Below are 24,041 nucleotides of genomic sequence, written 5' to 3'. Positions count from 1 at the left end.
ACATTGACGATCGACTGGGAACGTTCCCACACTGCGCCCACTCGTCGCCCACCCTCAAGGACTCCGCGTGTCCCAGACGCCCTCCTCCTCCCTGGTTTCCAGCGACCTGGTCCGGGTCGCCGCCCAGGCCCACGACAAGGCCGACGCGATCGCCCAGGCGGCGCAGTTGCTGGTCGCCGCCGGCTACGTGCCGCCGGCCTACGAGGCCAGCATGCTGCGCCGCGAAGCACTGGCCAACACCTTCCTGGGCCACGGCGTGGCGATCCCGCACTGCACCGGCGAGGACCGCCACCTGGTGCGCCGCGACGGCATCGCCGTCCTGCAACTGCGCGAGGGTGTGGAGTGGAACCCGGGCCAGACCACGCGCCTGGTGGTCGCCATCGCCGCCCAGTCCGACACCCACATCGCCGTGCTGCGGCGGCTGACCCGCCTGATCCAGGACCCGCCGCGGCTGGAGGCGCTGTTCGCCAGCGACGACCCGCAGACGATCGTCGCCGCGCTGAGCGAGGACGCGGCCCCCACCGCGCCCACCGCCCCGGCCAGCGACCTGGCCGAGCGCTTCGACTGGACCGTGCGCTACCCCAGCGGCCTGCACGCACGCCCGGCCACGCGCTGGGTGGAAACCGCGCGCGGCTTCGCCGCCCGCATCCAGGTGCGCGCCGGCGACCAGGTCGGCGACGCCAAAAACCTGGTGTCGCTGCTGCAACTGGGCCTGCACGCCGGCGACACCGTGACCATTTCCGCCGAGGGCCAGGACGCCGCGGCGGCGCTGGCGCGGCTGCGCAGCGTGATCGACGCGCTGACCGCGCAGGAGCAGGCCGATGCCGAGGCCGCCGCGCAACGCCGCGCCGCGCCGGTCGCCGGCTGGACCCCGCCGCAGGCGCAGCCGGCCATCGTCGGTATCGGCGCCAGCCCCGGTCTGGCGATCGGCGTGGTGCACAAGCTGGCCGGGCATGATGTCGCGGTGGAGGACACGCCGGTGCCGCTGAGCGACGGCGGCGCCCTGCTGCACGACGCCCTGCAGCGCACCCGCGCGCAACTGCAGGCCATCGAGGACGACACCCGGCGCCGCCTCGGCGCCGGCGATGCGGCGATCTTCCGCGCCCAGGCCGAACTGCTCAACGACACCGACCTGATCACCCTGGCCTGCCAGCTGATGGTCGAGGGCCACGGCGTCGCGTGGTCCTGGCAGCAGTCGGTCGAGCGCCTGGCCAACAAGCTCTCGGCGCTGGGCAACGCGGTGCTGGCCGGACGCGCCAGCGACCTGCGCGACGTCGGCCGCCGGGTGCTGGCGCAACTGGATCCGAGCCTGGCCGGCGGCAGCCTGGCGCAGTTGCCGGCCGCGCCGTGCATCCTGCTCGCCCACGACCTGTCGCCGTCGGATACCGCCAACCTCGACACCTCGCGCGTGCTCGGCCTGGCCACCGCCGTGGGCGGCCCGACCTCGCACACCGCGATCCTCTCGCGCACCCTCGGCCTGCCGGCGCTGGTCGCCGGCGGCGCCGACCTGCTGGACCTGGAGGACGGCGCCACCGTCATCGTCGACGGGACAAGTGGTCGCCTGTACCTGGCGCCGTCGGAGGCCGACCTGGCCTCGGCCCGCGCCTACATCGACGAGCAGCAGCAGCTGCGCGCGCGCGAGGCCGAGCAGCGCAACCAGCCGGCGCAGACCGAGGATGGCCATCGCGTGGAGATCGGCGCCAACGTCAACCTGCCCGAGCAGGTCGCCGCGGCACTGGCGCAGGGCGCCGAGAGCGTGGGCCTGATGCGCACCGAATTCCTGTTCCTGGAACGCGGCAGCACCCCCAGCGAGGACGAGCAGTACGCCACCTACACGGCGATGGCGCAGGCACTGGACGGCCGCGCGCTGATCGTGCGCGCGCTGGACATCGGCGGCGACAAGCAGGTCGCGCACCTGAACCTGCCGCGCGAGGACAACCCGTTCCTGGGCGTGCGTGGCGCGCGCCTGCTGCTGCGCCGCGCCGACCTGCTGCAACCGCAGCTGCGCGCGCTGTACCGCGCCGCCAAGGACGGCGCACGCCTGGCGATCATGTTCCCGATGATCACCTCGGCGGCGGAACTGCTGACGCTGCGCGCCGAATGCGAGCGCCTGCGCGCGGAGCTGCAGGCGCCGGAGGTGCCGCTGGGCATCATGATCGAAGTGCCGGCCGCGGCGATCCAGGCCGATACGCTGGCCAAGCACGCGGACTTCTTCTCGATCGGCACCAACGACCTGACCCAGTACACCCTGGCCATCGACCGCCAGAACCCGGACCTGGCCGCCGAGGCCGACAGCCTGCATCCGGCGGTGCTGCGGCTGATCCGCACCACCGTCGAGGGCGCGGCGCGCCACGGCCGCTGGGTCGGCGTGTGCGGCGGCCTGGCCGGCGACGCGTTCGGCGCGGCGCTGCTGGCCGGGCTGGGTGTGCACGAACTGTCGATGACCCCCAACGACATCCCCGCGGTGAAGGCGCGCCTGCGCGGCAGCCGCCTGGACGCGCTGCAGGCGCTGGCGCAGCGCGCACTGGAGTGCGAGAGCGCGGCGGACGTACGCGCGCTCGATGGCGGAGCCGACGCATGAGCGTCGATGCCGTCACCGTCACCCTGAATCCGGCGATCGACCTGACCGTGGCGATCGACCGGCTGCAACCGGGCCAGGTGCACCGTGCACGCAGCGCCCATGCCATCGCCGGCGGCAAGGGCATCAATGTCGCCGCCTGCCTGGCCGACGCCGGGCTGCGCTGCGCCGCGCTCGGCGTGCTCGGCGCGGACAACGCGCAGACGTTCGAGACGCTGTTCGCCGAACGCGGCATCGACGACCGCTGCCTGCGCGCGCCCGGCAACACCCGCACCAACCTCAAGCTGGTCGCCGCCGACAGCGGCGCCACCACCGACATCAACCTGCCCGGCCTGGCCCTGGACCAGGCGCAATTCGACAGCGTCGGCGCGCGTCTGGCCGAGCTGCTGCGCCCCGGCCTGCCGGTGGTGCTCTGCGGCAGCCTGCCGGCCGGCCTGGCCGAGGACACCTGGCGGCAGCTGCAGGCGCAGGCCGCCGCGGCCGGTGCGCGGGTGCTGCTGGACACCAGCGGCGCGCCGCTGCACGCCGCCCTGGACGCGCCGCGCGCGCAACTGCCGTTCGCGATCAAGCCCAACCGCCACGAACTGGAGGAGTGGGCCGGCGCGCCGCTGGCCAGCACCGCCGAGCTGCTCGGCGCCGCACGCGCCTTGCTGGCGCGCGGCATCGGCCTGGTCGTGGTGTCGCTGGGCAGCGACGGCGCGCTGTTCGTGCGCGGCGAGCAGGCGCTGCTGGCACAGCCGCCACAGGTGACCGGCGGCAGCAGCGTCGGCGCCGGCGATGCGATGGTGGCCGGCCTGGTCGCGGCATTGCGCGCCGACGCCGACCTAGAAACCTGCGCGCGCCAGGCCACCGCCTTCGCCGTGGCCACGCTGGGCAGCGGCGTCGCCCGCCGCCTGCCGCGCGAGCACCTAGCCGAGCTGGCCGCTGCGGTCGGCGTGGAGACCCTGGCATGACTTCCGTCGCGTCGCTGCTGTGCGCCGCGCCCTCTTGCGCTCATCAGGAGCCCGCATGAATCCGATCCTCGTGGTGATCGCCGCCGGCGATCGCAGTACCGAAGCCGTCCTCGCCGCCGAGGCGCTGCGTCATGCCGCCACGCTGCGGGGCGCCGTCCTGCAGGCCGAGGTGCGTACGCCGCAGGGCGTGATCGCGCCGCTGGACCTGGCCGCCGCATCCGCCGCCGCGCCGCTGCTGCTGGTCGGCGACGGCGACGTCGATGCCGCCCGCTTCGCCGGCCGCCACGTGCAGCGCAGCGCGCTGGACGCGGTGCTGGCCGACGCCGGCGCGGTGCTGGCGCCGCTGCTGGCCGCCGCGACGTCCGACGCCGCCGCCGTGCCGGCCGCGGCCGACAGCACCGAGGGTGCCGGCAAGCGCATCGTCGCCATCACCTCCTGCCCCACCGGCATCGCCCACACCTTCATGGCCGCCGAAGGCCTGCAGCAGGCGGCCAAGCTGCTGGGCCACCAGATCCGGGTGGAAACCCAGGGCTCGGTCGGCGCGCAGGACGCGCTCAGCGCCGAGGAGATCGCCGCCGCCGACCTGGTGTTGATCGCCGCCGACCGCGAGGTCGACCTGGGCCGCTTCGGCGGCAAGCGCCTGTTCAAGAGCGGCACCAAGCCGGCGATCAACGACGGCCCGGGACTGATCCGCAAGGCCCTGGCCGAGGCCAGCGTGCACGCCGCCGGCAATGGCGGCAGCGCGCCGGCCAAGGCCCAGGGCGGCCGCTCCGCCGGCCCGTACAAGCACCTGATGACCGGCGTGTCGTTCATGCTGCCCTTCGTCACCGCCGGCGGCCTGCTGATCGCGCTGGCCTTCGCGCTCGGCGGCATCTACGCCTTCGACGACGCGCACAAGGGCACCCTGGCCTGGTCGCTGTTCCAGATCGGCGCCAAGGCCGGCTTCACCCTGATGGTGCCCGCCCTGGCCGGCTACATCGCCTACTCCATCGCCGACCGCCCCGGCATCGCCCCCGGCATGATCGGCGGCATGGTCGCGGCCAACCTCGGCGCCGGCTTCATCGGCGGCATCCTGGCCGGGTTCATCGCCGGCTACGGCGTGGCCGCGCTGAACCGGGCGATCAAGCTGCCGCGCACGCTCGAGGGCCTGAAGCCGGTGCTGATCCTGCCGGTGCTGGGCACCCTGCTGGTCGGCCTGGCCATGCTCTACGTGGTCGGCCAGCCGGTGGCCGAACTGCTGGCCTGGCTCACCGAATGGCTGCGCGGAATGCAGGGCAGCAGCGCGGTGCTGCTGGGCCTGCTGCTGGGCGCGATGATGGCCTTCGACATGGGCGGGCCGGTCAACAAGGCCGCCTACGCCTTCTCCACCGGCCTGATCGCCAGCCAGGTGTACACGCCGATGGCCGCGGCGATGGTCGCCGGCATGACCCCGCCGCTGGGCATCGCCCTGGCCACCTGGGTGTTCCGCAGCCGCTTCACCCAGGACGAGCGCGGCAGCAGCGCCGCCACCGGCGTGCTCGGCCTGGCCTTCGTCACCGAAGGCGCAATCCCGTACGCCGCGCGCGACCCGCTGCGCACCATCCCCGCGCTGATGCTCGGCTCGGCCCTGGCCGGTGCGATCTCGATGGCTGCCGGCGCCGAACTGAAGGTGCCGCACGGCGGTGTGTTCGTGCTGCCGATCCCCAATGCGGTCGGCCACCTGGGCATGTACCTGGTGGCGCTGCTCGCCGGCACCGTGGTCACCGCGGTGGCGCTGCGGGTGCTGAAGAAGCCGGTTCTCGCCTGATCCCGTCCATGCGCCGGCGCGTCGCCATGCGATGCCCCTCCCCCCGTCGCCGCTGGCGGCGCGCCGGCCTTTCCCTGCTGAGGAGTTCCGCCATGTCCCGTCCCCTCGTCTCGTCCCTGCCCCTGGCCACCCTGGCGCTCGCGCTCGCCGCACCGCTGGCCCACGCCCAGGACGCCAGCGACGCCTTCAAGCTCAAGCTCGCCTACACCGGCGAAGGCGCCGTGTCGCTGGACGGCGGCAAGCATGAGGGCAGCGCCTACGCCGGGCAGCTGATGTTCGGCACCGACGTGGACCTGCAACGGCTGATGGGCTGGAACGGCGCCACGCTGAAGGTCTACGGCATCAATCGCCATGGCACCAACCTGGCCAACGGCAACATCGGCAACAGCACCTCGGTGCAGGAAATCTACGGCGGCCAGGGCACGCGCCTGGCCAACTTCACCATCGACCAGAAGCTGTTCAACGACCGCCTGGAACTGGAGGCAGGCCGCAGCGTGGCCAACATCCACTTCCTGGGCTCGGAGCTGTGCGGCTACTTCCAGGGCAACTCGGCCTGCGGCAACCCGACCTTCGTGTTCCGCACCAGCAACTTCACCTACTGGCCGGTGTCCAGTTGGGCCGCGCACGCCAAGGCCTGGGTGACCCCGAACGTCTACGTCCACGTCGGCGCCTACGAGGTCAACCCGATCCAGGCCGAACGCGGCCAGCACGGCCTGAACTGGAGCACCAACGACAGCACCGGGGTGATCGTGCCGTACGCGATCGGCTACAGCACCCAGGCCAGCGGCGCGCGCCTGCCGGCGATGTACGAGCTCGGCGGCTGGCAGGACAATTCCGACTACCGCGATCCGCTCAACGACCGCAACGGCAATCCGGCGCGGCTGAGCGGGCTGGACTACGCCACCCGCAGCGGCCGCTCCGGCGCGTTCTTCCGCTTCGAACAGCAGGTCACCCGCCCCGACCCGGACAGCAACCGCGGCCTGGTGCTGTTCGGCTCGGTGCTCAAGGGCACCTCCGGGCAGTTGATCGAAGACCATTTCCTGGAACTGGGCCTGGTCCAGCGCGGCACCTTCGCCAGCCGCCCGCAGGACAACATCGCCTTCGTCGTCACCCAGCAGCACTACAGCGACGACGCCCTGGAAGACCTGCGCCTGGCCCGCGCCGCGGCCGGCGGCAGCGGCACCCCGCACCGCTCCCAGACCATGATGGAACTGAGCTACGGCATCCAGGTGACCCCGCAACTGCGCATCGCCCCGAACCTGCACTACATCGTGCACCCGGACCAGTTCAACGAGCCGGCCCGCACCCGCGACCTGCCCAATGCCTTGGTGGCCGGGTTGCGGCTGGATTGGGCGCTCTGAGGGGCCGGGATTTGGGAGTCGGGATTGGGGATTGGCAAAGGCGGGCGGACTGCGGCCTGAAAGTCTGCGTACAGGCAATGGTGTGCGCTGCGGCGCTGACAGCATCAGTGCAGACCGACCCATCCACGCAGATGCCGACTTGATTCAAGCTCGATAGCGGCACGTTGAACGCACGAGGCCCCGGCATGCCGGGGCCTCGTGCGTTTTCTTCCCTTCGATTCCGATCGCAGTGGCGCTGCGCCGATCCGTCGGCGCCTGCGGGAGCGAAACGTGGCCGGCGAATCGAGATCCGTTCGATTCCGTGGGAGCCGTCTCCCTGGCGCGGGAGCGGTGACGTTGCCGACGCATGCATGATGCCGCCGCCCCGGGGGCGTGAGGATCGGCGGATGCCGCGGTCGGCTATAGGATTTTTCCTACCCGGCGGTGTCCGGACCGGCGAGCGCGCGAAAGATGTCATGGATGACAATCGTCATCACCGCATCGCAGAATCTGGATACAGACTCCATCGAAGCTACATCGACGTATGTGAACGTAGCGACTTCGCCGCCGCCGATTACGACGGTTTTCCCACATCCCCGTTGCAAGCATTTCGCGTCATGCGCATCCTGGTTGCCGAAGACGATACGTCCATTGCCGTTGCATTACGCGACTCGCTCGCCGAGTGCGGCCACGTGGTAGACCATGTCGGCGACGGTGCCGCCGCCGAACGCGCGCTCGGTAGCGAAAGCTATCAATTGCTGGTGCTGGACCTGGGCCTGCCGCGCCGCGATGGGCTGCAGGTGCTGCAACGCCTGCGCGCCCGCCGCGACGAGATCCCGGTGCTGGTGGTGACCGCCCGCGACGCGGTGGAAGACCGCATCCGCGCGCTCGACGAGGGCGCCGACGACTACCTGATCAAGCCCTTCGAACTGTCCGAGTTCCTTGCCCGTACCCGCGCGCTCCTGCGCCGCAGCAGCAGCGGCGGCGTGCCGGAGCTGGTGCTGGGGCAATTGCGCATCAACCTGGCCGGACGCCGGGTGTGGCTGCAGGACCAGCCGCTGGACCTGACCGCGCGCGAGTTCGCGCTGCTGGAAACCCTGCTGCTGCGCAGCGGGCGCGTGGTCAGCCGCAGCCAGCTGACCGAGGCGCTGTGCGATTGGCAGCACGAAATCACCGACAACGGCCTGGACATCTCCATGCATCGCCTGCGGCGCAAGCTGCATGGCGCCGGTGTCGGCATCCGAACCATCCGCGGCCTGGGCTATCTGCTGGAGGAGTCGCACGCCGCCTCACCGGCCGCCGACCACGCACAGACCTCGCAGTGAGCGCGACCACCGCCGCGCACGCGCCGGCCTACCGCCATCCCAGCCTGCGCCAGCGATTGCTGGCGTTTCTGCTGATCCCGACCGTGCTGCTGATGCTGGTGGTGTCGTCGCTGTTCTACCTGCTGATGCTCAAGTACACCAATCACGTCCACGACATGGACCTGAAGGAGGACACGCAGGGCCTGGCGAACGCGGTCAACGACCCCGGCGAGCGCATGCCGCTGACCCTGCAGGCGCGGCAGCTGCTGGAGTACAGCAGCGACGGCCGGGTGTTCTTCAAGCTCGACAGCCGCCGCCACGGGGTGATCAGCGGCAGCACCCAGCCGATTCCCAAGCACCCGGATCCGGCCGAGATCGGCCGGGTGATGCTGTACGACGACCGCATGGACAACGGCGTGCCGGTGCGCGTGGCCAGCCTGCTGCTGCCCTCGGCGCTGGAGCCGGGCGACTGGCTCACCGTGTCGGTGGCCGAGACCCTGGACGACCGCCACCGCCGCGCCCGCGAGATCCTGGTGCTGATGCTGCCGACCGAACTGCTGCTCACCTGCTCGCTGCTGGTGCTGGTCTGGCACGGCGTGCGCGTCGGCCTGCGCATGCTGGAGCCGGCGGTGCGCCGGCTCGACGACAGCCAGCGCGACCTCAGCCCGGTGTCCGGCCCGGACATCCCGGTGGAGATCCTGCCGCTGACCCAGGCCATCGACGGCCTGCTCGGCCGGCTCAAGCACATGATGGCGCTGCAGGAACGCTTCCTGGCCGATGCCGCGCACCAGTTGCGCACGCCGCTCGCCGGGCTGAGCATGCACGTGCAGCGCGCCCAGGCCGGCCAGCGCCCGGAAGACACCGCGCAGGCGCTGCAGCACATCCGTCAGTTGACGGACCGCGCCACCCGCACCTCCACCCAGTTGCTGGCGCTGACCCGCACCCAGGCGCCGCGCGAGAGCATCCGCGAGCTGCTGCCGCTGGACCTGGCGCAATGGCTGCCGCAGGCCCTGTCCGACCGCATCCCCGACGCGCTGCACGCCGGCGTGGACCTGGGCTACGACGCCGGCGACGACGACGCGCCCGCCTGGGTGGCCGCCGACACCTATGCGCTGCGCGAACTGCTCGACAACCTGCTGGACAATGCCTTCCGGCATGCCGCCGGCCGCATGGTCACGGTCAGCCTGCGCCGCGATCCGCTGTACGTGCGCCTGGCCGTGGACGATGCCGGCAGCGGCATCGACGAGGCCCTGCTGCCGCGCCTGGGCGAGCGCTTCTTCCGCGCGCCGGACGCGCCCGAAGGCGGCACCGGCCTGGGCCTGGCCATCGTCGCCAACATCGCCGCCCGCCACCACGCGACGCTGCGCTACCGGCGCTCGGCACTGGGCGGCCTGCGCGCGGAACTGGACCTGCCGGCCGGCGCGGAGCCGCGCGCATGAGCCGCCACCGTCTTCGCTGCGCCGGCGCACTGGCGCTGGCCAGCGCGCTGGCGCTGGGCGGCTGCGCCAGCAAGCCCATCCCCGATCTGCGCCAGCCGTCGCTGCCCGCGCACTGGAGCAGCGCGACGCCGCAGGCGGCCGCGCCGCGCCCGCCGGGCAGTGCCTGGTGGCAGGATTTCCACGATCCGCAACTCGATGCGCTGGTCGCGCAGGCGCTGCAGGACGATCTCGAGGTCGGCCAGGCGCTGGCGCGGCTGCGCGCGGCGCGGCGACTGGATGCGGTCGCCGACGCGACGCTGCGGCCGCAACTGCGTGCGCGCACCGAGGATCCGATCGATCCGGACGCCAGCGCCTCGTTCCTGGTCGTGGGCGTCGATTCGGAGTGGGAGCTGCCGCTGTTCGGTCGCGGCGAAGCCACCAACCGCGTGGCCCGCGGCGACCTGCAGAGCGCCCAGGCCAACCTGGCGCAGGTGCGCGCGGCGACGATCTCCGACGTGACCCACAACTGGATCGACCTGCGCCACGCGCAGCAGGCCGAACGCCTGCTGCAGGACATCGCCGACGCGCGCCAGCGCCAGGCCAGCCTGCAGCAGACCCTGGTCGACCTGCATCTGGCCGCGCCGGCCACCGCGGCGCAGGCGCAGGCGGCGGTACTGCAGGCGCAGAGCGCGGTGAACGAACCGCGCGACGCCGCGGCCGCGGCCGCGCGGCGCCTGGCGCTGCTGCTGGGCCGCGACGCGCCCGATCCGGCGTGGAGCACGGCCGCGGCCAGCAGCGCGCCGGGACAACTGCAGATCGCCGCGGTCGACAGCGTGCCGGCCGACCTGCTGCGGCGGCGCCCGGACATCGCCGCGCGCGAGGCCGAGGTGATCAGCGCCGCCGGCGCCCTGGGCATCGCCCGCGCCGACCGCTACGGCAGCATCGGCCTGGGCGGCGCGATCCGCTGGTCGACCAGCCTGCTGAGCCACCGCCGCACCGCCACCCACGGCATCGCCTCGTTCGGCCCGGTGATCGACATCCCGCTGTTCGACTGGGGCATCCGTCAGGCCAGGGCCAAGGCGCGCGGCGACCTGCTGGAAGCGGCCACCCTGGCCTACCGGCAGACCGTGCTGTCGGCGGTCAACGAGGTCGAGGACGCGCTGACCGCGCTGGAACAGCAGCGGCGCAACGTCGAGACCGAGCAACAGGTGCTGCAGGCGCAGCAGCAGGTCGCCGAGGCGGCGCAGCAGCGCCGGCGGCTGGGCCTGGGCAGCGACCTGGACGTGGCCACGCAGCAGGCCGCGCGCGACCAGGCGACGCTGGAGCTGCTGGAAGCGCAGCGCCAGCGCGACCTGGCCTACGTCGCCCTGCACACCGCGCTGGGCAGCGCCACCGCGCCGATTCCCGGCACCGGCAACGAGCGCGAAGGCGCGCAGCCCTGATGGTCGCGCTGGCCCGCCAGACCCTGCGCTACGAGTGGCGCCGCTTCCTGCCGGTGGTGGTGTCGGTGGGCTTCGCCAGCCTGTTGCTGCTGCTGCAGACCGCGCTGGTGCTGGGCATCTTCGGCAGCGCCAGCGTGTACGTCTCCGGCTCCGACGCCGACCTGTGGCTGGGCTATCCCGGCACGCAGAGCGTGGACCAGGGCCGCGCCATCGATCCGGACGCGGCCGCGCCGCTGTACCTGGACCCGCGGGTGGCGCAGGTCGAGCCGTTCATCTGGTTCGACGGCGACTGGCGCGGCCCCGGCGACACCGGCGCGGTGTCGGTCTACATCTCCGGCATCGACACCCGCGACGGCGGGCTGATGTTCTCGCGCCTGCTCAGCCCGGCGCTGCGTGCGGCCCTGCGCGAGCCGGACACCGTGGTGGTGGACCGCGCGGAGCTGGACAAGCTCGGCGTCGACATCGGCAGCAGCGCGCGCATCAACGGCCACCGTGTGCGGGTGATCGGGGTCGGCCGCGGCCTGCGCGCGCTGGGCGGGGTCAACGTGCTGGCCTCGCTGGATACCGCGCGCGCGCTCAACACCGACAGCGCGCATCCGGACTGGCCGACCTACATGGTGGCCAAGCTGCGCCCCGGCGCCGACCCGCAGGCGGTGGCGCAGGCGATCGACAGCGCGGTCACGCGGCCGCGCGTGGAAGCCTGGAGCGCCGACGAGTTCGCCCGGCGCAGCATCCTGTTCTGGATGTTCGACACCGGCGCCGGCTCCGGCGTGCTGTTCCTGGGCGGCATCGTGCTGCTGGTCGGCGTGGCCATCACGAGCCAGACCCTGCTCGGCACCGTGCTCGGCGCCGCGCGCGAGTACGCCACGCTCAACGCGCTGGGCGTGAGCATGCGCAACCTGCGCTGGGTGGTGCTGGAACAGGCCGCCTGGGTCGGTGCGCTGGGCCTGATCGGCGCCAGCGCGCTGGGCGCGGCGCTGGTCGCGCTGGCCCGCGCGCACGACGTGCCGGTGGCGTTCAACGCCAGCGGCTGGGGCCTGTGCGTGTGCGCGGTGATGCTGCTGACCGTGGTCTCGGCCCTGGCCGCGCTGCGCGGGCTGCGCCGCGCCGATCCGGCGTTGCTGCTGCGATGAGCCGGATCGTCGCCGCCGCCGCGCTGCACCCGGCCGCCGCCACCCTGCGCGGCAGCGGGCTGTGCAAGAGCTTCGTCTCCGGCAGCCTGCGCACGCCGGTGCTGCGCGACGTGGAACTGCAGGTGTGGCCGGGCGAGCTGACCCTGATCTCCGGCCCGTCCGGCTGCGGCAAGAGCACCCTGCTGTCGATCCTCAGCGGCCTGCAGCGCGCCGACGCCGGCCAGGTGCTGGCGCTGGGCGAGGAACTGGGCGCACTCGGCGCCACCGCGCTGGAGCAGTTCCGGCTGCGCCACACCGGCTTCATCTTCCAGGGCTTCAACCTGTTCCCGGCGCTGTGCGCGCTGGACCAGGTGCGGCTGCCGCTGCAGTACATGGGCCTGGCCCCCGCCGAGGTGCGCAGCCGCGCCGAAGAGGCGCTGGCCGAGGTCGGCATCGCCCACCGCCAGCATCTGCGCCCGGCCGAACTGTCCGGCGGCGAAAAGCAGCGCGTGGCGATCGCCCGCGCCCTGGCCAAGCACCCTGCCCTGCTGTTCGCCGACGAACCGACCAGCGCGCTGGACGCCGGCAACGGCCAGATCGTGATCGACCTGCTGCACCGCATCGCGCGCCGCCACAACACCATGGTGCTGTGCGTGAGCCACGACCCGCGCCTGATCCGCCACGCCGACCGCGTGCTGTCGATGGAGGACGGCCGCATCCTCGACGACCGCCGCGTGAACGCGCCGCCCTCGCCCCTGCCCTCACGGAATCCCGCACCATGAAAGCGTTCGCCGCCGCGCCCCTGCTGAGCCTGCTGCTGGCCGCATGCGCGCCATCGGACCGCACCCCGGCGCCGGCGGCGGCCGCCGCCCCACCGGCCTACCTGGCGGTGGCGCGCGGCCGCATCGACGTAGAGGGCGGCGTACTCAAGCTCGGCCTGCCGGTCGCCGCGACCCTGCACGAGGTGCCGGTGCACGAGGGCGACGCGGTGCAGAAAGGCGCCGTGCTGGTCGCCGGCGACGATCGCGCCGCCGCGGTCGACCTGGACATCGCCCGCACCCGCGCGCAGGCCGCGGCCACCCACCTGAAACAGCTGCAGCAGCGCCTGCAAAGCGCCCAGCAGAAGCAACGACGGCTGGCCGAGGCCGCGCGCCTGGGCGCCGGCGACGGCCAGAGCGCCGACGACGCCAGCGACGCGGTGCAGAGCCTGGTCGACGCGCTGGACACCGCGCGCAGCGACGCCGCCCTGGCCGACGCGCAGGTGCGCGCGGCCGAGCTGCAGCGTGCGCAGTACCGGCTGCAGGCGCCGGTGGCCGGGCGCGTGCTGCAGCTGTCGGCGGCGGTCGGCGCGCGCACCGAGGCCAACGCGCCGCTGTTGACCCTGCTGCCGGACGCGCCGCGCCTGGTCCGCGCCGAATTGAACGAAAGCTATGCCGGCAGCGTCACCCCGGGCATGGCCGCCGAAGTGATCAGCGACGACGGCCGCCAGACCGTGCTCGGCGAGGCCGTGGTGCGCTGGCTGGCGCCGGCCTACGGCCCCACCCAACTGCACGACGACGCCACACCCGCCGGCAACGACCGCAGCGTGGCCTGCGTGCTGGCCTTCACCCAGCCCTCGACCCTGCGCCTGGGCCAGCGCGTGCTGGTACGCTTCCGCAACCCGGCCACGACCAAGCGCTGACCCTGCACACCGCCGCTGCGGCGAAAGGCTGCTGAAACGCGCAGCGGCGACTCTGCACGGATTGCCGAGACTGCGCAGCCGCGCCCATTCACATGATCCAATCTGCCGAGTTCCACTTCGAAGGCGGCCGCAACGCCGTGCTGCTGATCCACGGCCTGACCGGCACGCCCAGCGAGATGCGCCTGCTCGGCAAGAGCCTGAACCGCGAAGGCTTCAGCGTCTACGGCGTGCAACTGGCCGGCCACTGCGGCGACGAGGACGACCTGCTGGCCACCACCTGGCGCGACTGGTACGCCAGCGTCGAGGCCGCTGCCGCGCGCGTGCGCCCGCAGGTCGACCGCCTGTTCGTGGCCGGGCTGTCGATGGGCGCGGTGCTGGCGCTGCGCCTGGCGCAGCAGCGTCCGGAGTGGGTGGACGGGGTCGGCGTGCTCGGCGCCACCTTCCGCTACGACGGCTGGAACATCCCCAAGCGCGCGCGCCTGGCGTTCCTGCTGCCCTGGTTCAAGCGGCTGGGCATCGGCAAGCGCCGCATGTTCCTGGAAGAGCCGCCGTATGGCCTGCGCGACGAGCGCATCCGCGCCCAGGTCAGCAGCGCCATGCTCGGCGGCGACAGCAGCGCCGCCGGCCTGCCCGGCAACCCCTGGCACGCGCTGGCCGAGATGTACCTGCTCGCGCGCGACGTGCGCCGCAACCTGCCCAAGGTGGTCGCGCCGTGCCTGGTCGCGCACGCGGCCGAGGACGACATCGCCGACCTGCGCAACGCGCGGCTGGTGATCGCCAACGTGTCCGGGCCGACGGAACTGCTGCTGCTGCACGACAGCTACCACATGATCACCCTGGACCGCGAACGCCGCGTGCTCGGCGCCCGTCTGGCGCAGTTCTTCGCCGCCCTGTCCGCGCCGCAGCGGGCCGCCGCCTGATGGCGATGACCGGCTCGGTGGTGGCGATCTGGCTGGCGACGGTGGCGCTCGACACCGCCGGCCAGTTGGCCTTCAAGTACGTGGCGAGCCACCCGCAGGGCACCGGCATGGCACGCTGGCAGCGCATGGCGCGGCAGCCGCAGCTGTGGTTCGGCGTGGCCTGCTACGTGTTCGAGTTCCTCGCCTGGACCGCGTTCCTGTCGCTGGTGCCGCTGGGCCGCGGCGTGCTGCTGGGCTCGATCAACATCGTGGCGATCATGCTGGCCGGGCGCTGGCTGTTCGGCGAACGCCTCGGGCGCATGCAGGTGGCCGGCATCTGCCTGGTCAGCGCTGGCGTGGCCGTGGTGGGGCTGGGCTCATGAGCCGGCCGTCGCTGCATCGCTACGCGGTGGGCTTCGCCCTGCTGCTGAGCTTCGACACGCTGGCGCAGATCGGCTTCAAGCTGGCCGGCACCCACGCGTTCCCACCGCAGGCCGAACTGGCCTGGGTGCTGCGTTTGCTCGGCAGCCCCTGGCTGTACGCCGCGTTGCTGGGTTACGTCGGCGCGTTCTTCACCTGGATGAAGCTGCTCGAGCACGCGCCGATCGGCCCGGCCTTCGCCGCCTCGCACCTGGAGGTGGTCAGCGTGATGCTGCTGTCGGCCTGGTGGTTCAACGAACACATCGGCCTGCTGCAGGCGCTGGGCGCGGCGTTGATCGTCGGCGGCATCGTCTGCCTGGCGATGGGCGAACGCGCGGATCCCGCCGATGCGCATTGAGGTGCCGCCGACCGCCGGCCTGCCGCTGCAGTGGCGCGACCTGTGGCCGGGCCGCACGCGCACGCGCCTGGCCAGCGCGCTCGGCCTGCCGCAGGCGCTGCTGACCTGCTCGGGCACCGCCGCGCTGATCGTGGCGCTGCGCACCCTGACCGCGGCCAGCCGGCGCCGGCAGGTGCTGGTGTCGGCCTATACCTGCCCGCTGGTGGCGCTGGCGGTGGCGCACTGCGGCCTGCAACTGGTGCTGTGCGATCTGCTGCCCGGCTCGCTGGAGCTGGACCCGGTGCAACTGGCGCAGCGCTGCGGCAGCGACACCCTGGCGATCATCGCCACCCACCTCGGCGGGCGCCTGACCGACCTGGCGCCGCTGCGCCGCGCCGCCGAGGGCTGCGGCGCCTTGCTGATCGAGGACGCGGCGCAGGCGCTGGGCGGCGTGCATGCCGACGGCCGCCCGGCCGGCCTGGGCGGCGACATCGGTTTCTGCAGCCTGGCCGCCGGCAAGGGGCTCACGCTGTACGAAGGCGGGCTGCTGATGTCGCGGCATGCGCCGTTGCAGCGCAGCCTGGCCGACACCGCCGCGCGCCTGGGCCAGCGCGACTGGCGCTGGGAACTGCGCCGCAGCCTGGAGCTGCTCGGCTACGCCGCGCTCTATCGGCCGCAACCGCTGCGCTGGGCGTACGGCGCACCGGTGCGTCGCGCGCTGCGCCGCGGCGACCGCGTCGGTGCGGCCGGCGACCGCTTCGGCACGGCCATCGCCCAGCATGCGGTCGGCGCCTGGCGCGAAGGCGTGGGCGTGCGCGCCAGCGCGCGCTGGCCGGCGTTCCTGGCGCAGATCCGCGAGCAGGGCCGGCGCCGCAGCGCCCGTCTTGCCGGCATCCCCGGCCTGAGCGTGATCGCCGATACCGCCGGCGCCCAGGGCAGCTGGCCGATCCTGATGGTGCTGCTGCCCGATGCGGCCGCCCGCGAATCGGTGCTGGCCGCGCTGTGGCCGCGCGGGCTCGGCGTGGCAGTGCCGTTCGTGCATGCCCTGCCCGACTACGACTACCTGGATGGCATCGTCGAACGCACGCCGATGCCCAACGCCAGCGACTTCGCCGCGCGCTGCCTGAGCATCAGCAACAGCCCCTGGCTGGACGAGGCGCGCTTCGAGACCATCGTGGCCACGCTGCAGGCGGCCTGCGCCACCGCGGTCGGGCCGGCGCCGCTGGATGTCGACCTGGTGCACGCCGCCGCACCGAGCGCTTGATCGGACCACGTCGGCTTCGCCAGCGTCGGGATGAAAATACGCCGCTCGTGACGACGGGAAGACTCTCGTAGGAGCGGCTTCAGCCGCGAGAGGCGTTACCGGTAACGCCTCTCGCGGCTGAAGCCGCTCCTACAGACAGACAGGGGCTGCGCTAACCGACACTGGCCGCATCCAGCGCCGCCAGCAACCGCAGGTTCAAGGCGTGCTGCTGCGCCTGCCACGCCGACAGATCCGCCGGCGACGGCTCGGGCTGCGCATCCAGCGCCGCCAGCTTGCGCTTCCACCATTGCGGGTAATGGGCCAGCGAGACTTCGCCGGTGATGTCGCTGCCGCACACCTGCCCGCGCAACGCCTCGATCGCCTGCAGCAACTGCGGCACGCGCAGCTGGCCCTGGTCCCAGTTGGTGCGTACGTCCTGCGGATCCAGCACGTCCTTGTCCAACGACAGATAGGTCGGCATCGGCGTGCGCCGCAGGTGCTCGACGAACGCATCGCTCAGCGCGCTCACGCTGTCGAAGCCGCGCACCGCCTGGCCCAGGCCCAGCCGTCGCGCCCAGCCCACGTCCACGCCGCTGCACCAGTAGCGCAACTTGCCGCGGTACAGCGGCAGCAGATGGTTTTCCCAGGCATGGCCGGGGCCGACGTCGCCGGAGGTGATGCCGGCCACCTCGACCTGCGCCACCTGCGGCAGCGCGGCGATGCGGCGCACCCACGAGCCGCAGTGCACGCCGAACGGGAAGCGCATGTTGTCCGGATGGTTGTCGAACACCACCACCCGCAACGGCGCCTGCGCACGCTGCGCCAGACGCGCGATCAACGGCAGGCTCAGGTGATGGAAATCGCCGCTACCCAGCAGCACGGTGCCGTACTGCGCCGGCAGCGCCTGCTCCAGCGCCGCGCCGAAGCGGCGCAGCCGCGCCATCGAGCAGGCGAAGCGCAGACCATCGCACCAATCGCGCAGCGGCAGGCGCACGGCGTCGGGCACTTCGCCCAGCGAATCATCGAGATCGAGCAGGACCGGAGTGCGCATCTCAGTCCTCCTCGGCGGCATCGGCGGCCGGCCCGACGTCGTCGGATTCGAACAGCGGCCGCAATCGGCGCAGCACCGCGCGCAGCAGCGGATTGCGCAGGTACACCGCATGCCAGGTATAGGTGAAGCTGGCACCGAGCTGGGCCTTCACTTCCGGATCGGTCCAGCCGGCGACATAGGCAGTCAGGCCGTGGCGGCAGGCGTAGTCGAGGTTCTCGATCCAGCTCAGCGCGTACAGGTTGTGGTCGCGCGCGTCCGGATAGTGCAGGCCGATGTACTTGTCCAGCAGCCGGCCTTCGTGCACGTAGCACAGGTTCCAGCCGATGATGCGGCCCTGGTGCCGGTACACGAACACCTGCCCGCCCGACGTGGCGTCGGTCAGCAGCGCGTCGAAGAACGGCGCGGTGAGCAGGTCGAAATGGATCTCGCTCTGCGCATACACCTCCTGGTACAGCGCATAGCAGTGCGCGCGCAGCGCCGGATCGGCGAAGGCCGGGCCGGTCGGCAGCACCTCGATCTCCAGGTCGGCGCGCGAGCGCAGCTTGCGGCGGATGTTGCGCCGGCGCCCGCGCGAAAGCCGCGCCAAATACTCATCGGTGGAAGCGAAGTCGATCGGCACCCAGGCCAGCGCCTGCCCGCGCAGCAGCACGTAGCCGTTGCGCTCGCAGGCGTCCAGGAAGGCCTGCGCCCAGGCGTTGTCGGCGTCGTCGAGCAGCGGCGAGCGCTGCGGCACGTCCTTGACGATCAGCAGCGCGCGGCGCCGGCCCAGTTGCGCGCGCCACTGCCTCGGCAACTGCGCCGGGTCGGCCGCGCGCGGCAGCCAGGCATATTCGCTGACGGTGCTGCCGACGAAGCTGGTGCGCGGCCGCAACAGGCGCTGCCACAGCCGCTGCAGCGGCAGCCGCGCCACCTTCGCGCGCAGCGCGGGTTCGGCGGTGGTGAGCAGGTCGAAATCGGCCTCGAAGGCCGGCACCCCGTGCTCCAGGGGCTGGATCAGGAAACCGGCTGGCGGGTGCTGCAGGAACTGCCGCTGCAAGGCCTGCGGCTCGAGTTGGTTGACGAAAGGCATCTGCAAGATTGATCGTCTAGCGTGGAGAATGGATGCTGCGGCCCAGGCCGCAGCGTGCGATCCACCGGCGGCGGGCGCCGCGCGGTGGCCCTTCATTTCGCGGAGCACTGCCATGACCCCGTCCATCGAGTCGCAAATCCACAGCATCGTCGCCAAGCATGGCGAAATCGACCCGGCGCGCCTGACCCCCGATGCCAAGCTGCAGGACCTGGGCGTGGATTCGCTCGAGGCCATCGAAATCCTGTTCGACATCGAAGAACACTTCGACATCACCTTCCCGCAGCGCGACCCGAACCTGGACGACGGTTCGCTCGGCAAGCTGGTGCAGGCGGTCGAGGACGCGCTGGCGGCCAAGGCGGCGGCCGGCGCGGCGCAACCGGCGCACTGACGCGTCATGGGCGCATCTCCGCACGCGCGGCGCGTCGTCATCACCGGCATGGGCGCGGTCAGCGCGCTCGGCCTGGGCGCCGAGGCCCTGTGGAGCGCGATGCGCGAGGGCCGCAGCGGCATCGCCGCCCTGCCCTCGCCCGATCCGCTCAGCACGTTGAAGATGCGCAAGGCCGCGACCCTGCCGGGGTTCGCGCCCGACGCCACGCAGACCGGCGGCATCGCCCCCGGCCAGCTCGACCGCATAACCCAGATGGCGCTGGTCGCCGCCCGCGAGGCGATCGCCCAGGCCGGCCTGCCGCACGGCGATGCCGCGCTCGGCGGGCGCTGCGCGGTGGTGGTCGGCACCGGCGTCGGCGCCGAACTCAGCCGCGACGAACAATCGCGCCGGCTGTACCGCGACCAGGCCGAGCGCCTGCATCCGCTGACCATCGTGCGCAGCATGGCCAACGCCCCGGCCAGCCAGATCAGCATCGCCTTCGGCCTGCGCGGCCCGGCCTTCGCCGTGTCCAGCGCCTGCGCCTCGGCCAACCACGCCTTCGCCCAGGCCGCGCTGATGGTCCGCCATGGCCTGGCCGACGTGGCCATCGCCGGCGGCAGCGAAGCCTGCCTGAGCCTGGCGCTGATCCGCGCCTGGGAAGCGATGCGGGTGGTCAGCGACGACACCTGCCGGCCGTTCTGCGCGCAGCGCAGCGGCCTGGTGCTGGGCGAAGGCGCCGGGATGTTCGTGCTGGAAAGCGCCGAGCACGCCGCCGCCCGCGGCGCGTTGCCGCTGGCGGAACTGGCGGGATTCGGCATGAGTTCCGATGCCGGCGACATCGTCGCGCCGAGCATCGACGGCGCCGCCACGGCGATGCGCCTGGCGCTGCAGGATGCCGGCCTGGCCCCTGAGCAGATCGATTACATCAATGCCCACGGCACCGGCACGCAGGCCAACGACCGCTGCGAAACCCAGGCGCTGCGGCAGGTGTTCGGTACGCACGCCGAGGCGCTGGCGGTCAGCTCGACCAAGGCGGTGCACGGCCATGCGCTCGGCGCGGCCGGCGCGCTGGAACTGGTGGCGGCGATCGGCGCGCTGCGCGAGCAGGTGGTGCCGCCCACGGCCAACTTCCTCGATGCCGATCCCGAATGCGACCTGGACTACGTGCCCAACCAGGCGCGCGCCCGCCAGGTGCAGGCGGTGCTGAGCAATTCCTTCGCCTTCGGCGGACTCAATGCGGTGATCGCGCTGCGCGCGGCGGGCTGAAACGCCCGCCGCCGCAGACAACGGCGGGAGGCAACGCGAACCGCGCGCGTCGTCTCCCGCCCGGCTCATGCGACCTGCTTGGCGCGGGTCAGCAACTGGTCCAGCAAGGACAGGCCCAGGTCGATCTCTTCGTGGCTGATGTGCAGCGACGGCGCCAGCGTGATGACGTTCTTGTAGTAGCCGCCCACGTCCAGGATCAGGCCGATGCGCTTGCCGTTGTGGCGCAGTTCGCCTTCCAGGCCCATGTCGACCATGGTGTCGAGCAGCTTGCGGTTCGGCGTGAAGCCGTCCGCCTGGCAGATTTCCGCACGCAGGGCCAGGCCCAGGCCGTCGACGTCGCCGATTTCCGGGTGACGCTTCTGCAGATCGCGCAGGCCGTCCAGGAAGTGCGCGCCCTTGGCCATGACCATGGACTCGTAGTCGGTCTCGGCCAGCATGCGCATGGTTTCCAGGCCGACCGCGGTGCCCAGCGGGTTGGAGGCGAAGGTGGAGTGGGTCGAACCCGGCGGGAACACGGTCGGGTTGATCAGCTCCTCGCGCGCCCAGATGCCGGCCAGCGGATTGAGGCCGTTGGTCAGCGCCTTGCCGAACACCAGCACGTCCGGGGTCACGCCGAAGTGCTCGATCGCCCACAGCTTGCCGGTGCGGAAGAAGCCCATCTGGATTTCGTCCACCACCATCAGGATGCCGTACTTGTCCAGCACCCGCTTCAGCCCGGTGAAGAAGTTCGGCGGCGGGATCACGTAGCCGCCGGTGCCCTGGATCGGCTCGACGTAGAACGCCGCATACTCGCACTGCCCGGCCTTAGGATCCCACACGCCGTTGTACTCAGTCTCGAACAGGCGCTCGAACTTGGCCACGCACTGCTCGCCGTACTCTTCCTTGGACATGCCCTTGGGGCCGCGGAAGTGGTACGGGAATTCGATGAACTGGGCGCGGTCGAAATGACCGAAGCGGCGGCGGTAGCGGTACGACGAGGTGATCGCCGAGGCGCCGAGGGTACGGCCGTGGTAGCCGCCTTCGAAGGCGAACACCAGGCTCTTGCCGGCGCTGGCGTTGCGTACCAGCTTCAGCGAATCTTCCACCGACTGCGCGCCGCCGACGTTGAAGTGCACGCGGCCCTTGCGGCCCCACTTGCGCTCGGCGTCGACCGCGATGGTCTTGGCCAGCTCGATCTTGGTCGGGTGCAGGTACTGGCTGGCGACCTGCGGCAGCGTCTCGATCTGGCGGGTCAGCGCCTGGTTCAGGCGCGGATTGGCGTAGCCGAAGTTGACCGCCGAGTACCACATCTGCAGATCCAGGTACGGCACCTCTTCGGTGTCGTACAGGTAGCTGCCGTCGCAACGGCCGAAGATGCGCGGCGGCTCGCTGTAGTGCACGGTGTCGCCGTAGGAGCAGTACTGGGCCTCGTCGGCCAGCATCTGCGCATCGCTCAGCGCGCGCTGGTGGTCGGCACCGGTGCGCAGCAGCGCCTCCGGATCGGGCGCGGCATCGCCATGCAGCGGTGCGAGCGAGGAAAGCGAAACATTCCGGTTCATCGGGATCAGGCTCGTTGGGTGACGGGAAGCGGGAAGGACACGGTGGTGGTCGCCGGCACCGCCAGGTCGGGCAGCAGGGCGATGGCGTCGTCGAAACCGGTGATCGCGCAGTGGGCGATCCCGTTGGCGCGGCAATGGCGCAGCAGACCGTCCTTGGCGAACACCAGGTCGGCCTTGCCGGCCAGGCAGAAATCGGAGCGGCCGTCGCCGATCAGCAAGGTCGCGCGCTCGGGCGGCTGTTGCGCCATCACCGCGCACTTGCAGGTACCGCTGGGGCAGTCCGGTTGCGCATGCGGCGAGGCCATGCGCCATTCGCCCGCGTCGGTGCGCAGCAGGCGGTTGGCGATGATCGGCAGATGGTGCAGGCCGTGACGGGCAAGGATGCGGGCGATGCCGTAGTCCAGGCCGTCGCTGACGATGCTCAGCGGGATACCCAGGCGCTCGGCCAGCGCCACGAAGCGCACGAAGGCCGGATCGATCCGTACGCCATCGAGCACCCGGTGCAGCGCATCGACGTCGCCGTCGAGCAGCGCGACCTGCTTGCTCATGCACTCGCGGGCGCCGATCCGACCGGCGACCCAGTCGTCCTCCAGTTCCTGCCAACCGGGGCGCCCGAGGTGTTCGAGCAGGCTGTCGGTCACGTCCTGCAGGGACACGGTACCGTCAAAATCGCAAAGGATGTTCCATTGGGCGCGCAAGGTGGCTCTCCGGCTGATGGGGGCAGAGCCTAGGCACGCTGTCTTTCGCACTCCTTTCGGCGAAGTGAAAGAAAGCGGAGCGTTCACATTCGGCGTGGTAGGCCGGCGCCTGCTCGGCACGGACGCGCGGAAGCGTCAGCCCGGTCCAGGACGCGACGACGCCCGCGTCCGCTCCCAGGCGCTCCGCGGCGCAGTTGCGCGTGGTTTCGGCGGAAAAGCTTGCAAAGGGGGAGATTCGTCGAAGACGGCAACGTGGCCACCTTGGGCCCGCCTTCGGGACGTAAAGCGACGTCCATCCCAACGCAAAGCCGCCTCACTGCGTGCCGGGCCATGGCTCATTGCCATCAGGAAACCAAGCCGCACCGCCGCCCACCATCCATTGCGGATTGGGACCGGCAGCGCGCCCGCATGCGACAACGGCTGCACCTCCAGACAGATGGCCTACAGGAAACATACACCGCCGGCATCGACCTACCGACGCGGCGGGCTGCCAGGTTGCTTGCGCACGTCACCGCGATCGAGGCTCGCCACCGAGGCCAGCCCCTCCCCTCAGCGATTGACGTCCACCACCAAGCGTCCGCGCACCTTGCCGTCGAGCAGATCGCGTGCGGCGCCGATGGCCTCACCCAGGCCGATGTCGCGGGTGATGGCATCGAGCTGTGACAGGTCCAACTCCTTCGCCAGCCGCGACCATGCCTCGATGCGCTCGTGCCTGGGACGGGTGACGCTGTTGATCCCCAGCAGGCTGACCCCGCGCAGGATGAACGGCGCGACGGTGGCGGGAAACTCCATGCCCTGCGCCAGACCGCATGCCGCCACTGCCCCATCGGCGTGCGTACCGGCGCATACGTTGGCCAGGGTGTGGCTTCCGACCGAATCGATCGCTGCGGCCCAGCGCTCGGCCTGCAGCGGCTTGCCTGGTTGCGACAGCGTCGCGCGATCGACGATTTCCTGCGCGCCAAGCGCCTTCAGATAGTCCGCTTCCTGCGGACGGCCGGTGGAGGCGATCACGCGGTAGCCGCGGCGCGCCAGCAGGGAAATGGCGAAGCTGCCGACGCCGCCGTTGGCGCCGGTGACCAACACCTCGCCATGCTCGGGACGCAGGCCATGGCGCTCCAGTGCCAGCAGGCACAGCATCGCCGTGTAGCCGGCCGTTCCGATCGCCATCGCCTGGCGGGCGCTCAGCGCCTGCGGCAAGGGGATCAACCAATCGCCGTCCACGCGTGCGCGCTGGGCCAGGCCGCCCCAGTGTTTTTCGCCCACGCCCCAGCCGTTGAGCAACACCGCATCGCCGACGCGATAGGCCGGATCTTCGCTGTGCAGCACGGTACCGGCCAGGTCGATGCCCGGCACCATCGGGAAGCGACGCACCACGCCGCCCCCTTGACCGGTGATGGCCAGGGCGTCCTTGTAGTTGAGCGTGCTGTACGCGACCTCGACGGTGACCGTCCCTGACGGCAGGGCCGCTTCATCCAGCGGCTGCAGCGCGGCGCGATAGCCGGCATCGTCCTTGTCGATGAGGATGGCGTTGAACATGAG

Annotated in this window: 21 protein-coding genes; 16 read left to right on the top strand and 5 right to left on the bottom strand. The window is 71.8% G+C overall.

The window, feature by feature from the left end; all coding sequences use genetic code 11:
• The first annotated feature begins 67 nt into the window (after nt 1–67).
• From ptsP to AC1PLR_RS08535, 14 genes are all read left to right on the top strand, one after another.
• The gene (gene ptsP, locus AC1PLR_RS08600; RefSeq protein ID WP_481103275.1) at nt 68–2,581 is read left to right on the top strand and encodes a phosphoenolpyruvate--protein phosphotransferase; all 2,514 of its coding nucleotides are present in this window, start codon (nt 68–70) and stop codon (nt 2,579–2,581) included.
• On the top strand, nt 2,578–3,531 hold the full coding sequence (gene pfkB / locus AC1PLR_RS08595; protein WP_481103274.1) for a 1-phosphofructokinase: 954 nt from the start codon (nt 2,578–2,580) through the stop codon (nt 3,529–3,531). Before ptsP ends, pfkB begins: the two co-directional genes overlap by 4 nt.
• A 55-nt stretch (nt 3,532–3,586) precedes the next feature.
• Complete coding sequence (locus tag AC1PLR_RS08590; protein WP_481103273.1) at nt 3,587–5,317, top strand: PTS fructose transporter subunit IIC; 1,731 nt, start codon at nt 3,587–3,589, stop codon at nt 5,315–5,317.
• Between the two features lie 92 nt (nt 5,318–5,409).
• A complete protein-coding gene (locus AC1PLR_RS08585) occupies nt 5,410–6,678 on the top strand; it encodes a carbohydrate porin (protein WP_150408945.1) in 1,269 nt (422 codons plus the stop codon).
• A gap of 596 nt (nt 6,679–7,274) precedes the next feature.
• Complete coding sequence (locus tag AC1PLR_RS08580; protein ID WP_019802458.1) at nt 7,275–7,982, top strand: response regulator; 708 nt, start codon at nt 7,275–7,277, stop codon at nt 7,980–7,982.
• On the top strand, nt 7,979–9,400 hold the full coding sequence (locus AC1PLR_RS08575; protein ID WP_010342683.1) for a sensor histidine kinase: 1,422 nt from the start codon (nt 7,979–7,981) through the stop codon (nt 9,398–9,400). Before AC1PLR_RS08580 ends, AC1PLR_RS08575 begins: the two co-directional genes overlap by 4 nt.
• Nucleotides 9,397–10,821, top strand: a complete 1,425-nt coding sequence (locus tag AC1PLR_RS08570; RefSeq protein WP_481103272.1) for an efflux transporter outer membrane subunit — start codon at nt 9,397–9,399, stop codon at nt 10,819–10,821. Before AC1PLR_RS08575 ends, AC1PLR_RS08570 begins: the two co-directional genes overlap by 4 nt.
• Nucleotides 10,821–11,954 (top strand): ABC transporter permease, encoded by a 1,134-nt coding sequence (locus tag AC1PLR_RS08565; protein WP_481103271.1) that lies wholly within the window; start codon nt 10,821–10,823, stop codon nt 11,952–11,954. The genes AC1PLR_RS08570 and AC1PLR_RS08565 overlap by 1 nt, the downstream gene beginning before the upstream one ends.
• Nucleotides 11,951–12,715, top strand: coding sequence for an ABC transporter ATP-binding protein (locus AC1PLR_RS08560; protein WP_010342590.1), 765 nt, complete (start codon nt 11,951–11,953; stop codon nt 12,713–12,715). Before AC1PLR_RS08565 ends, AC1PLR_RS08560 begins: the two co-directional genes overlap by 4 nt.
• Nucleotides 12,712–13,614: an HlyD family secretion protein gene (locus AC1PLR_RS08555; RefSeq protein ID WP_481103270.1), complete on the top strand. Its 903-nt coding sequence runs from the start codon at nt 12,712–12,714 to the stop codon at nt 13,612–13,614. The genes AC1PLR_RS08560 and AC1PLR_RS08555 overlap by 4 nt, the downstream gene beginning before the upstream one ends.
• Nucleotides 13,615–13,706: 92 nt before the next feature.
• Entirely contained in the window at nt 13,707–14,534 is an 828-nt protein-coding gene (locus tag AC1PLR_RS08550) for an alpha/beta hydrolase (RefSeq protein ID WP_481103269.1), read from the top strand.
• A complete protein-coding gene (locus AC1PLR_RS08545; protein WP_209246800.1) occupies nt 14,534–14,896 on the top strand; it encodes an EamA family transporter in 363 nt (120 codons plus the stop codon). Before AC1PLR_RS08550 ends, AC1PLR_RS08545 begins: the two co-directional genes overlap by 1 nt.
• The gene (locus AC1PLR_RS08540; protein WP_481103268.1) at nt 14,893–15,291 is read left to right on the top strand and encodes a DMT family transporter; all 399 of its coding nucleotides are present in this window, start codon (nt 14,893–14,895) and stop codon (nt 15,289–15,291) included. Before AC1PLR_RS08545 ends, AC1PLR_RS08540 begins: the two co-directional genes overlap by 4 nt.
• A complete protein-coding gene (locus AC1PLR_RS08535; protein ID WP_481103267.1) occupies nt 15,281–16,534 on the top strand; it encodes a DegT/DnrJ/EryC1/StrS family aminotransferase in 1,254 nt (417 codons plus the stop codon). The genes AC1PLR_RS08540 and AC1PLR_RS08535 overlap by 11 nt, the downstream gene beginning before the upstream one ends.
• Before the next feature lie 151 nt (nt 16,535–16,685).
• Here AC1PLR_RS08535 and AC1PLR_RS08530 read toward each other — a convergent pair whose 3' ends face one another.
• Both AC1PLR_RS08530 and AC1PLR_RS08525 read right to left on the bottom strand, forming a co-directional pair.
• Nucleotides 16,686–17,564 carry an arginase family protein gene (locus AC1PLR_RS08530; RefSeq protein WP_481103266.1) on the bottom strand — a complete coding sequence of 293 codons (879 nt, stop codon included), beginning with the start codon at nt 17,562–17,564 and terminating at the stop codon, nt 16,686–16,688.
• Nucleotide 17,565: 1 nt separating this feature from the next.
• Complete coding sequence (locus AC1PLR_RS08525) at nt 17,566–18,633, bottom strand: GNAT family N-acetyltransferase (RefSeq protein WP_481103265.1); 1,068 nt, start codon at nt 18,631–18,633, stop codon at nt 17,566–17,568.
• Between the two features lie 112 nt (nt 18,634–18,745).
• Here AC1PLR_RS08525 and AC1PLR_RS08520 point away from each other — a divergent pair, with 112 nt between their 5' ends.
• Both AC1PLR_RS08520 and AC1PLR_RS08515 read left to right on the top strand, forming a co-directional pair.
• Nucleotides 18,746–19,021, top strand: a complete 276-nt coding sequence (locus AC1PLR_RS08520; protein ID WP_010342598.1) for an acyl carrier protein — start codon at nt 18,746–18,748, stop codon at nt 19,019–19,021.
• Nucleotides 19,022–19,027: 6 nt separating this feature from the next.
• Complete coding sequence (locus AC1PLR_RS08515) at nt 19,028–20,266, top strand: beta-ketoacyl-[acyl-carrier-protein] synthase family protein (protein ID WP_481103264.1); 1,239 nt, start codon at nt 19,028–19,030, stop codon at nt 20,264–20,266.
• 65 nt (nt 20,267–20,331) lie between these two features.
• On the opposite strand, the gene AC1PLR_RS08510 is transcribed toward AC1PLR_RS08515, so the two are convergent.
• The 3 genes from AC1PLR_RS08510 to acuI form a co-directional block, all read right to left on the bottom strand.
• A complete protein-coding gene (locus AC1PLR_RS08510) occupies nt 20,332–21,687 on the bottom strand; it encodes an aspartate aminotransferase family protein (RefSeq protein WP_199774659.1) in 1,356 nt (451 codons plus the stop codon).
• A 122-nt stretch (nt 21,688–21,809) separates the two neighbouring features.
• Nucleotides 21,810–22,502: an MtnX-like HAD-IB family phosphatase gene (locus tag AC1PLR_RS08505; protein WP_371182527.1), complete on the bottom strand. Its 693-nt coding sequence runs from the start codon at nt 22,500–22,502 to the stop codon at nt 21,810–21,812.
• 549 nt (nt 22,503–23,051) lie between these two features.
• Nucleotides 23,052–24,038: an acrylyl-CoA reductase (NADPH) gene (gene acuI / locus AC1PLR_RS08500; RefSeq protein WP_481103263.1), complete on the bottom strand. Its 987-nt coding sequence runs from the start codon at nt 24,036–24,038 to the stop codon at nt 23,052–23,054.
• Between the last annotated feature and the right edge of the window lie 3 nt (nt 24,039–24,041).

Source organism: Xanthomonas sp. NCPPB 3570 (assembly GCF_056725115.1).
Note: the sequence above shows the minus strand (reverse complement) of the source record. Positions and strands in the feature narration are given on the sequence as shown.

What these genes read in the sequence shown, in the direction of transcription:
- pfkB (WP_481103274.1), top strand. Translation starts at nt 2,578, where the DNA reads ATGAGCGTCGATGCCGTCACCGTCACCCTGAATCCGGCGATCGACCTG.
- AC1PLR_RS08590 (WP_481103273.1), top strand. Translation starts at nt 3,587, where the DNA reads ATGAATCCGATCCTCGTGGTGATCGCCGCCGGCGATCGCAGTACCGAA.
- AC1PLR_RS08585 (WP_150408945.1), top strand. Translation starts at nt 5,410, where the DNA reads ATGTCCCGTCCCCTCGTCTCGTCCCTGCCCCTGGCCACCCTGGCGCTC.
- AC1PLR_RS08580 (WP_019802458.1), top strand. Translation starts at nt 7,275, where the DNA reads ATGCGCATCCTGGTTGCCGAAGACGATACGTCCATTGCCGTTGCATTA.
- AC1PLR_RS08570 (WP_481103272.1), top strand. Translation starts at nt 9,397, where the DNA reads ATGAGCCGCCACCGTCTTCGCTGCGCCGGCGCACTGGCGCTGGCCAGC.
- AC1PLR_RS08565 (WP_481103271.1), top strand. Translation starts at nt 10,821, where the DNA reads ATGGTCGCGCTGGCCCGCCAGACCCTGCGCTACGAGTGGCGCCGCTTC.
- AC1PLR_RS08560 (WP_010342590.1), top strand. Translation starts at nt 11,951, where the DNA reads ATGAGCCGGATCGTCGCCGCCGCCGCGCTGCACCCGGCCGCCGCCACC.
- AC1PLR_RS08555 (WP_481103270.1), top strand. Translation starts at nt 12,712, where the DNA reads ATGAAAGCGTTCGCCGCCGCGCCCCTGCTGAGCCTGCTGCTGGCCGCA.
- AC1PLR_RS08550 (WP_481103269.1), top strand. Translation starts at nt 13,707, where the DNA reads ATGATCCAATCTGCCGAGTTCCACTTCGAAGGCGGCCGCAACGCCGTG.
- AC1PLR_RS08545 (WP_209246800.1), top strand. Translation starts at nt 14,534, where the DNA reads ATGGCGATGACCGGCTCGGTGGTGGCGATCTGGCTGGCGACGGTGGCG.
- AC1PLR_RS08540 (WP_481103268.1), top strand. Translation starts at nt 14,893, where the DNA reads ATGAGCCGGCCGTCGCTGCATCGCTACGCGGTGGGCTTCGCCCTGCTG.
- AC1PLR_RS08535 (WP_481103267.1), top strand. Translation starts at nt 15,281, where the DNA reads ATGCGCATTGAGGTGCCGCCGACCGCCGGCCTGCCGCTGCAGTGGCGC.
- AC1PLR_RS08530 (WP_481103266.1), bottom strand. Translation starts at nt 17,564, where the DNA reads ATGCGCACTCCGGTCCTGCTCGATCTCGATGATTCGCTGGGCGAAGTG.
- AC1PLR_RS08525 (WP_481103265.1), bottom strand. Translation starts at nt 18,633, where the DNA reads ATGCCTTTCGTCAACCAACTCGAGCCGCAGGCCTTGCAGCGGCAGTTC.
- AC1PLR_RS08520 (WP_010342598.1), top strand. Translation starts at nt 18,746, where the DNA reads ATGACCCCGTCCATCGAGTCGCAAATCCACAGCATCGTCGCCAAGCAT.
- AC1PLR_RS08515 (WP_481103264.1), top strand. Translation starts at nt 19,028, where the DNA reads ATGGGCGCATCTCCGCACGCGCGGCGCGTCGTCATCACCGGCATGGGC.
- AC1PLR_RS08510 (WP_199774659.1), bottom strand. Translation starts at nt 21,687, where the DNA reads ATGCTGGCCGACGAGGCCCAGTACTGCTCCTACGGCGACACCGTGCAC.
- acuI (WP_481103263.1), bottom strand. Translation starts at nt 24,038, where the DNA reads ATGTTCAACGCCATCCTCATCGACAAGGACGATGCCGGCTATCGCGCC.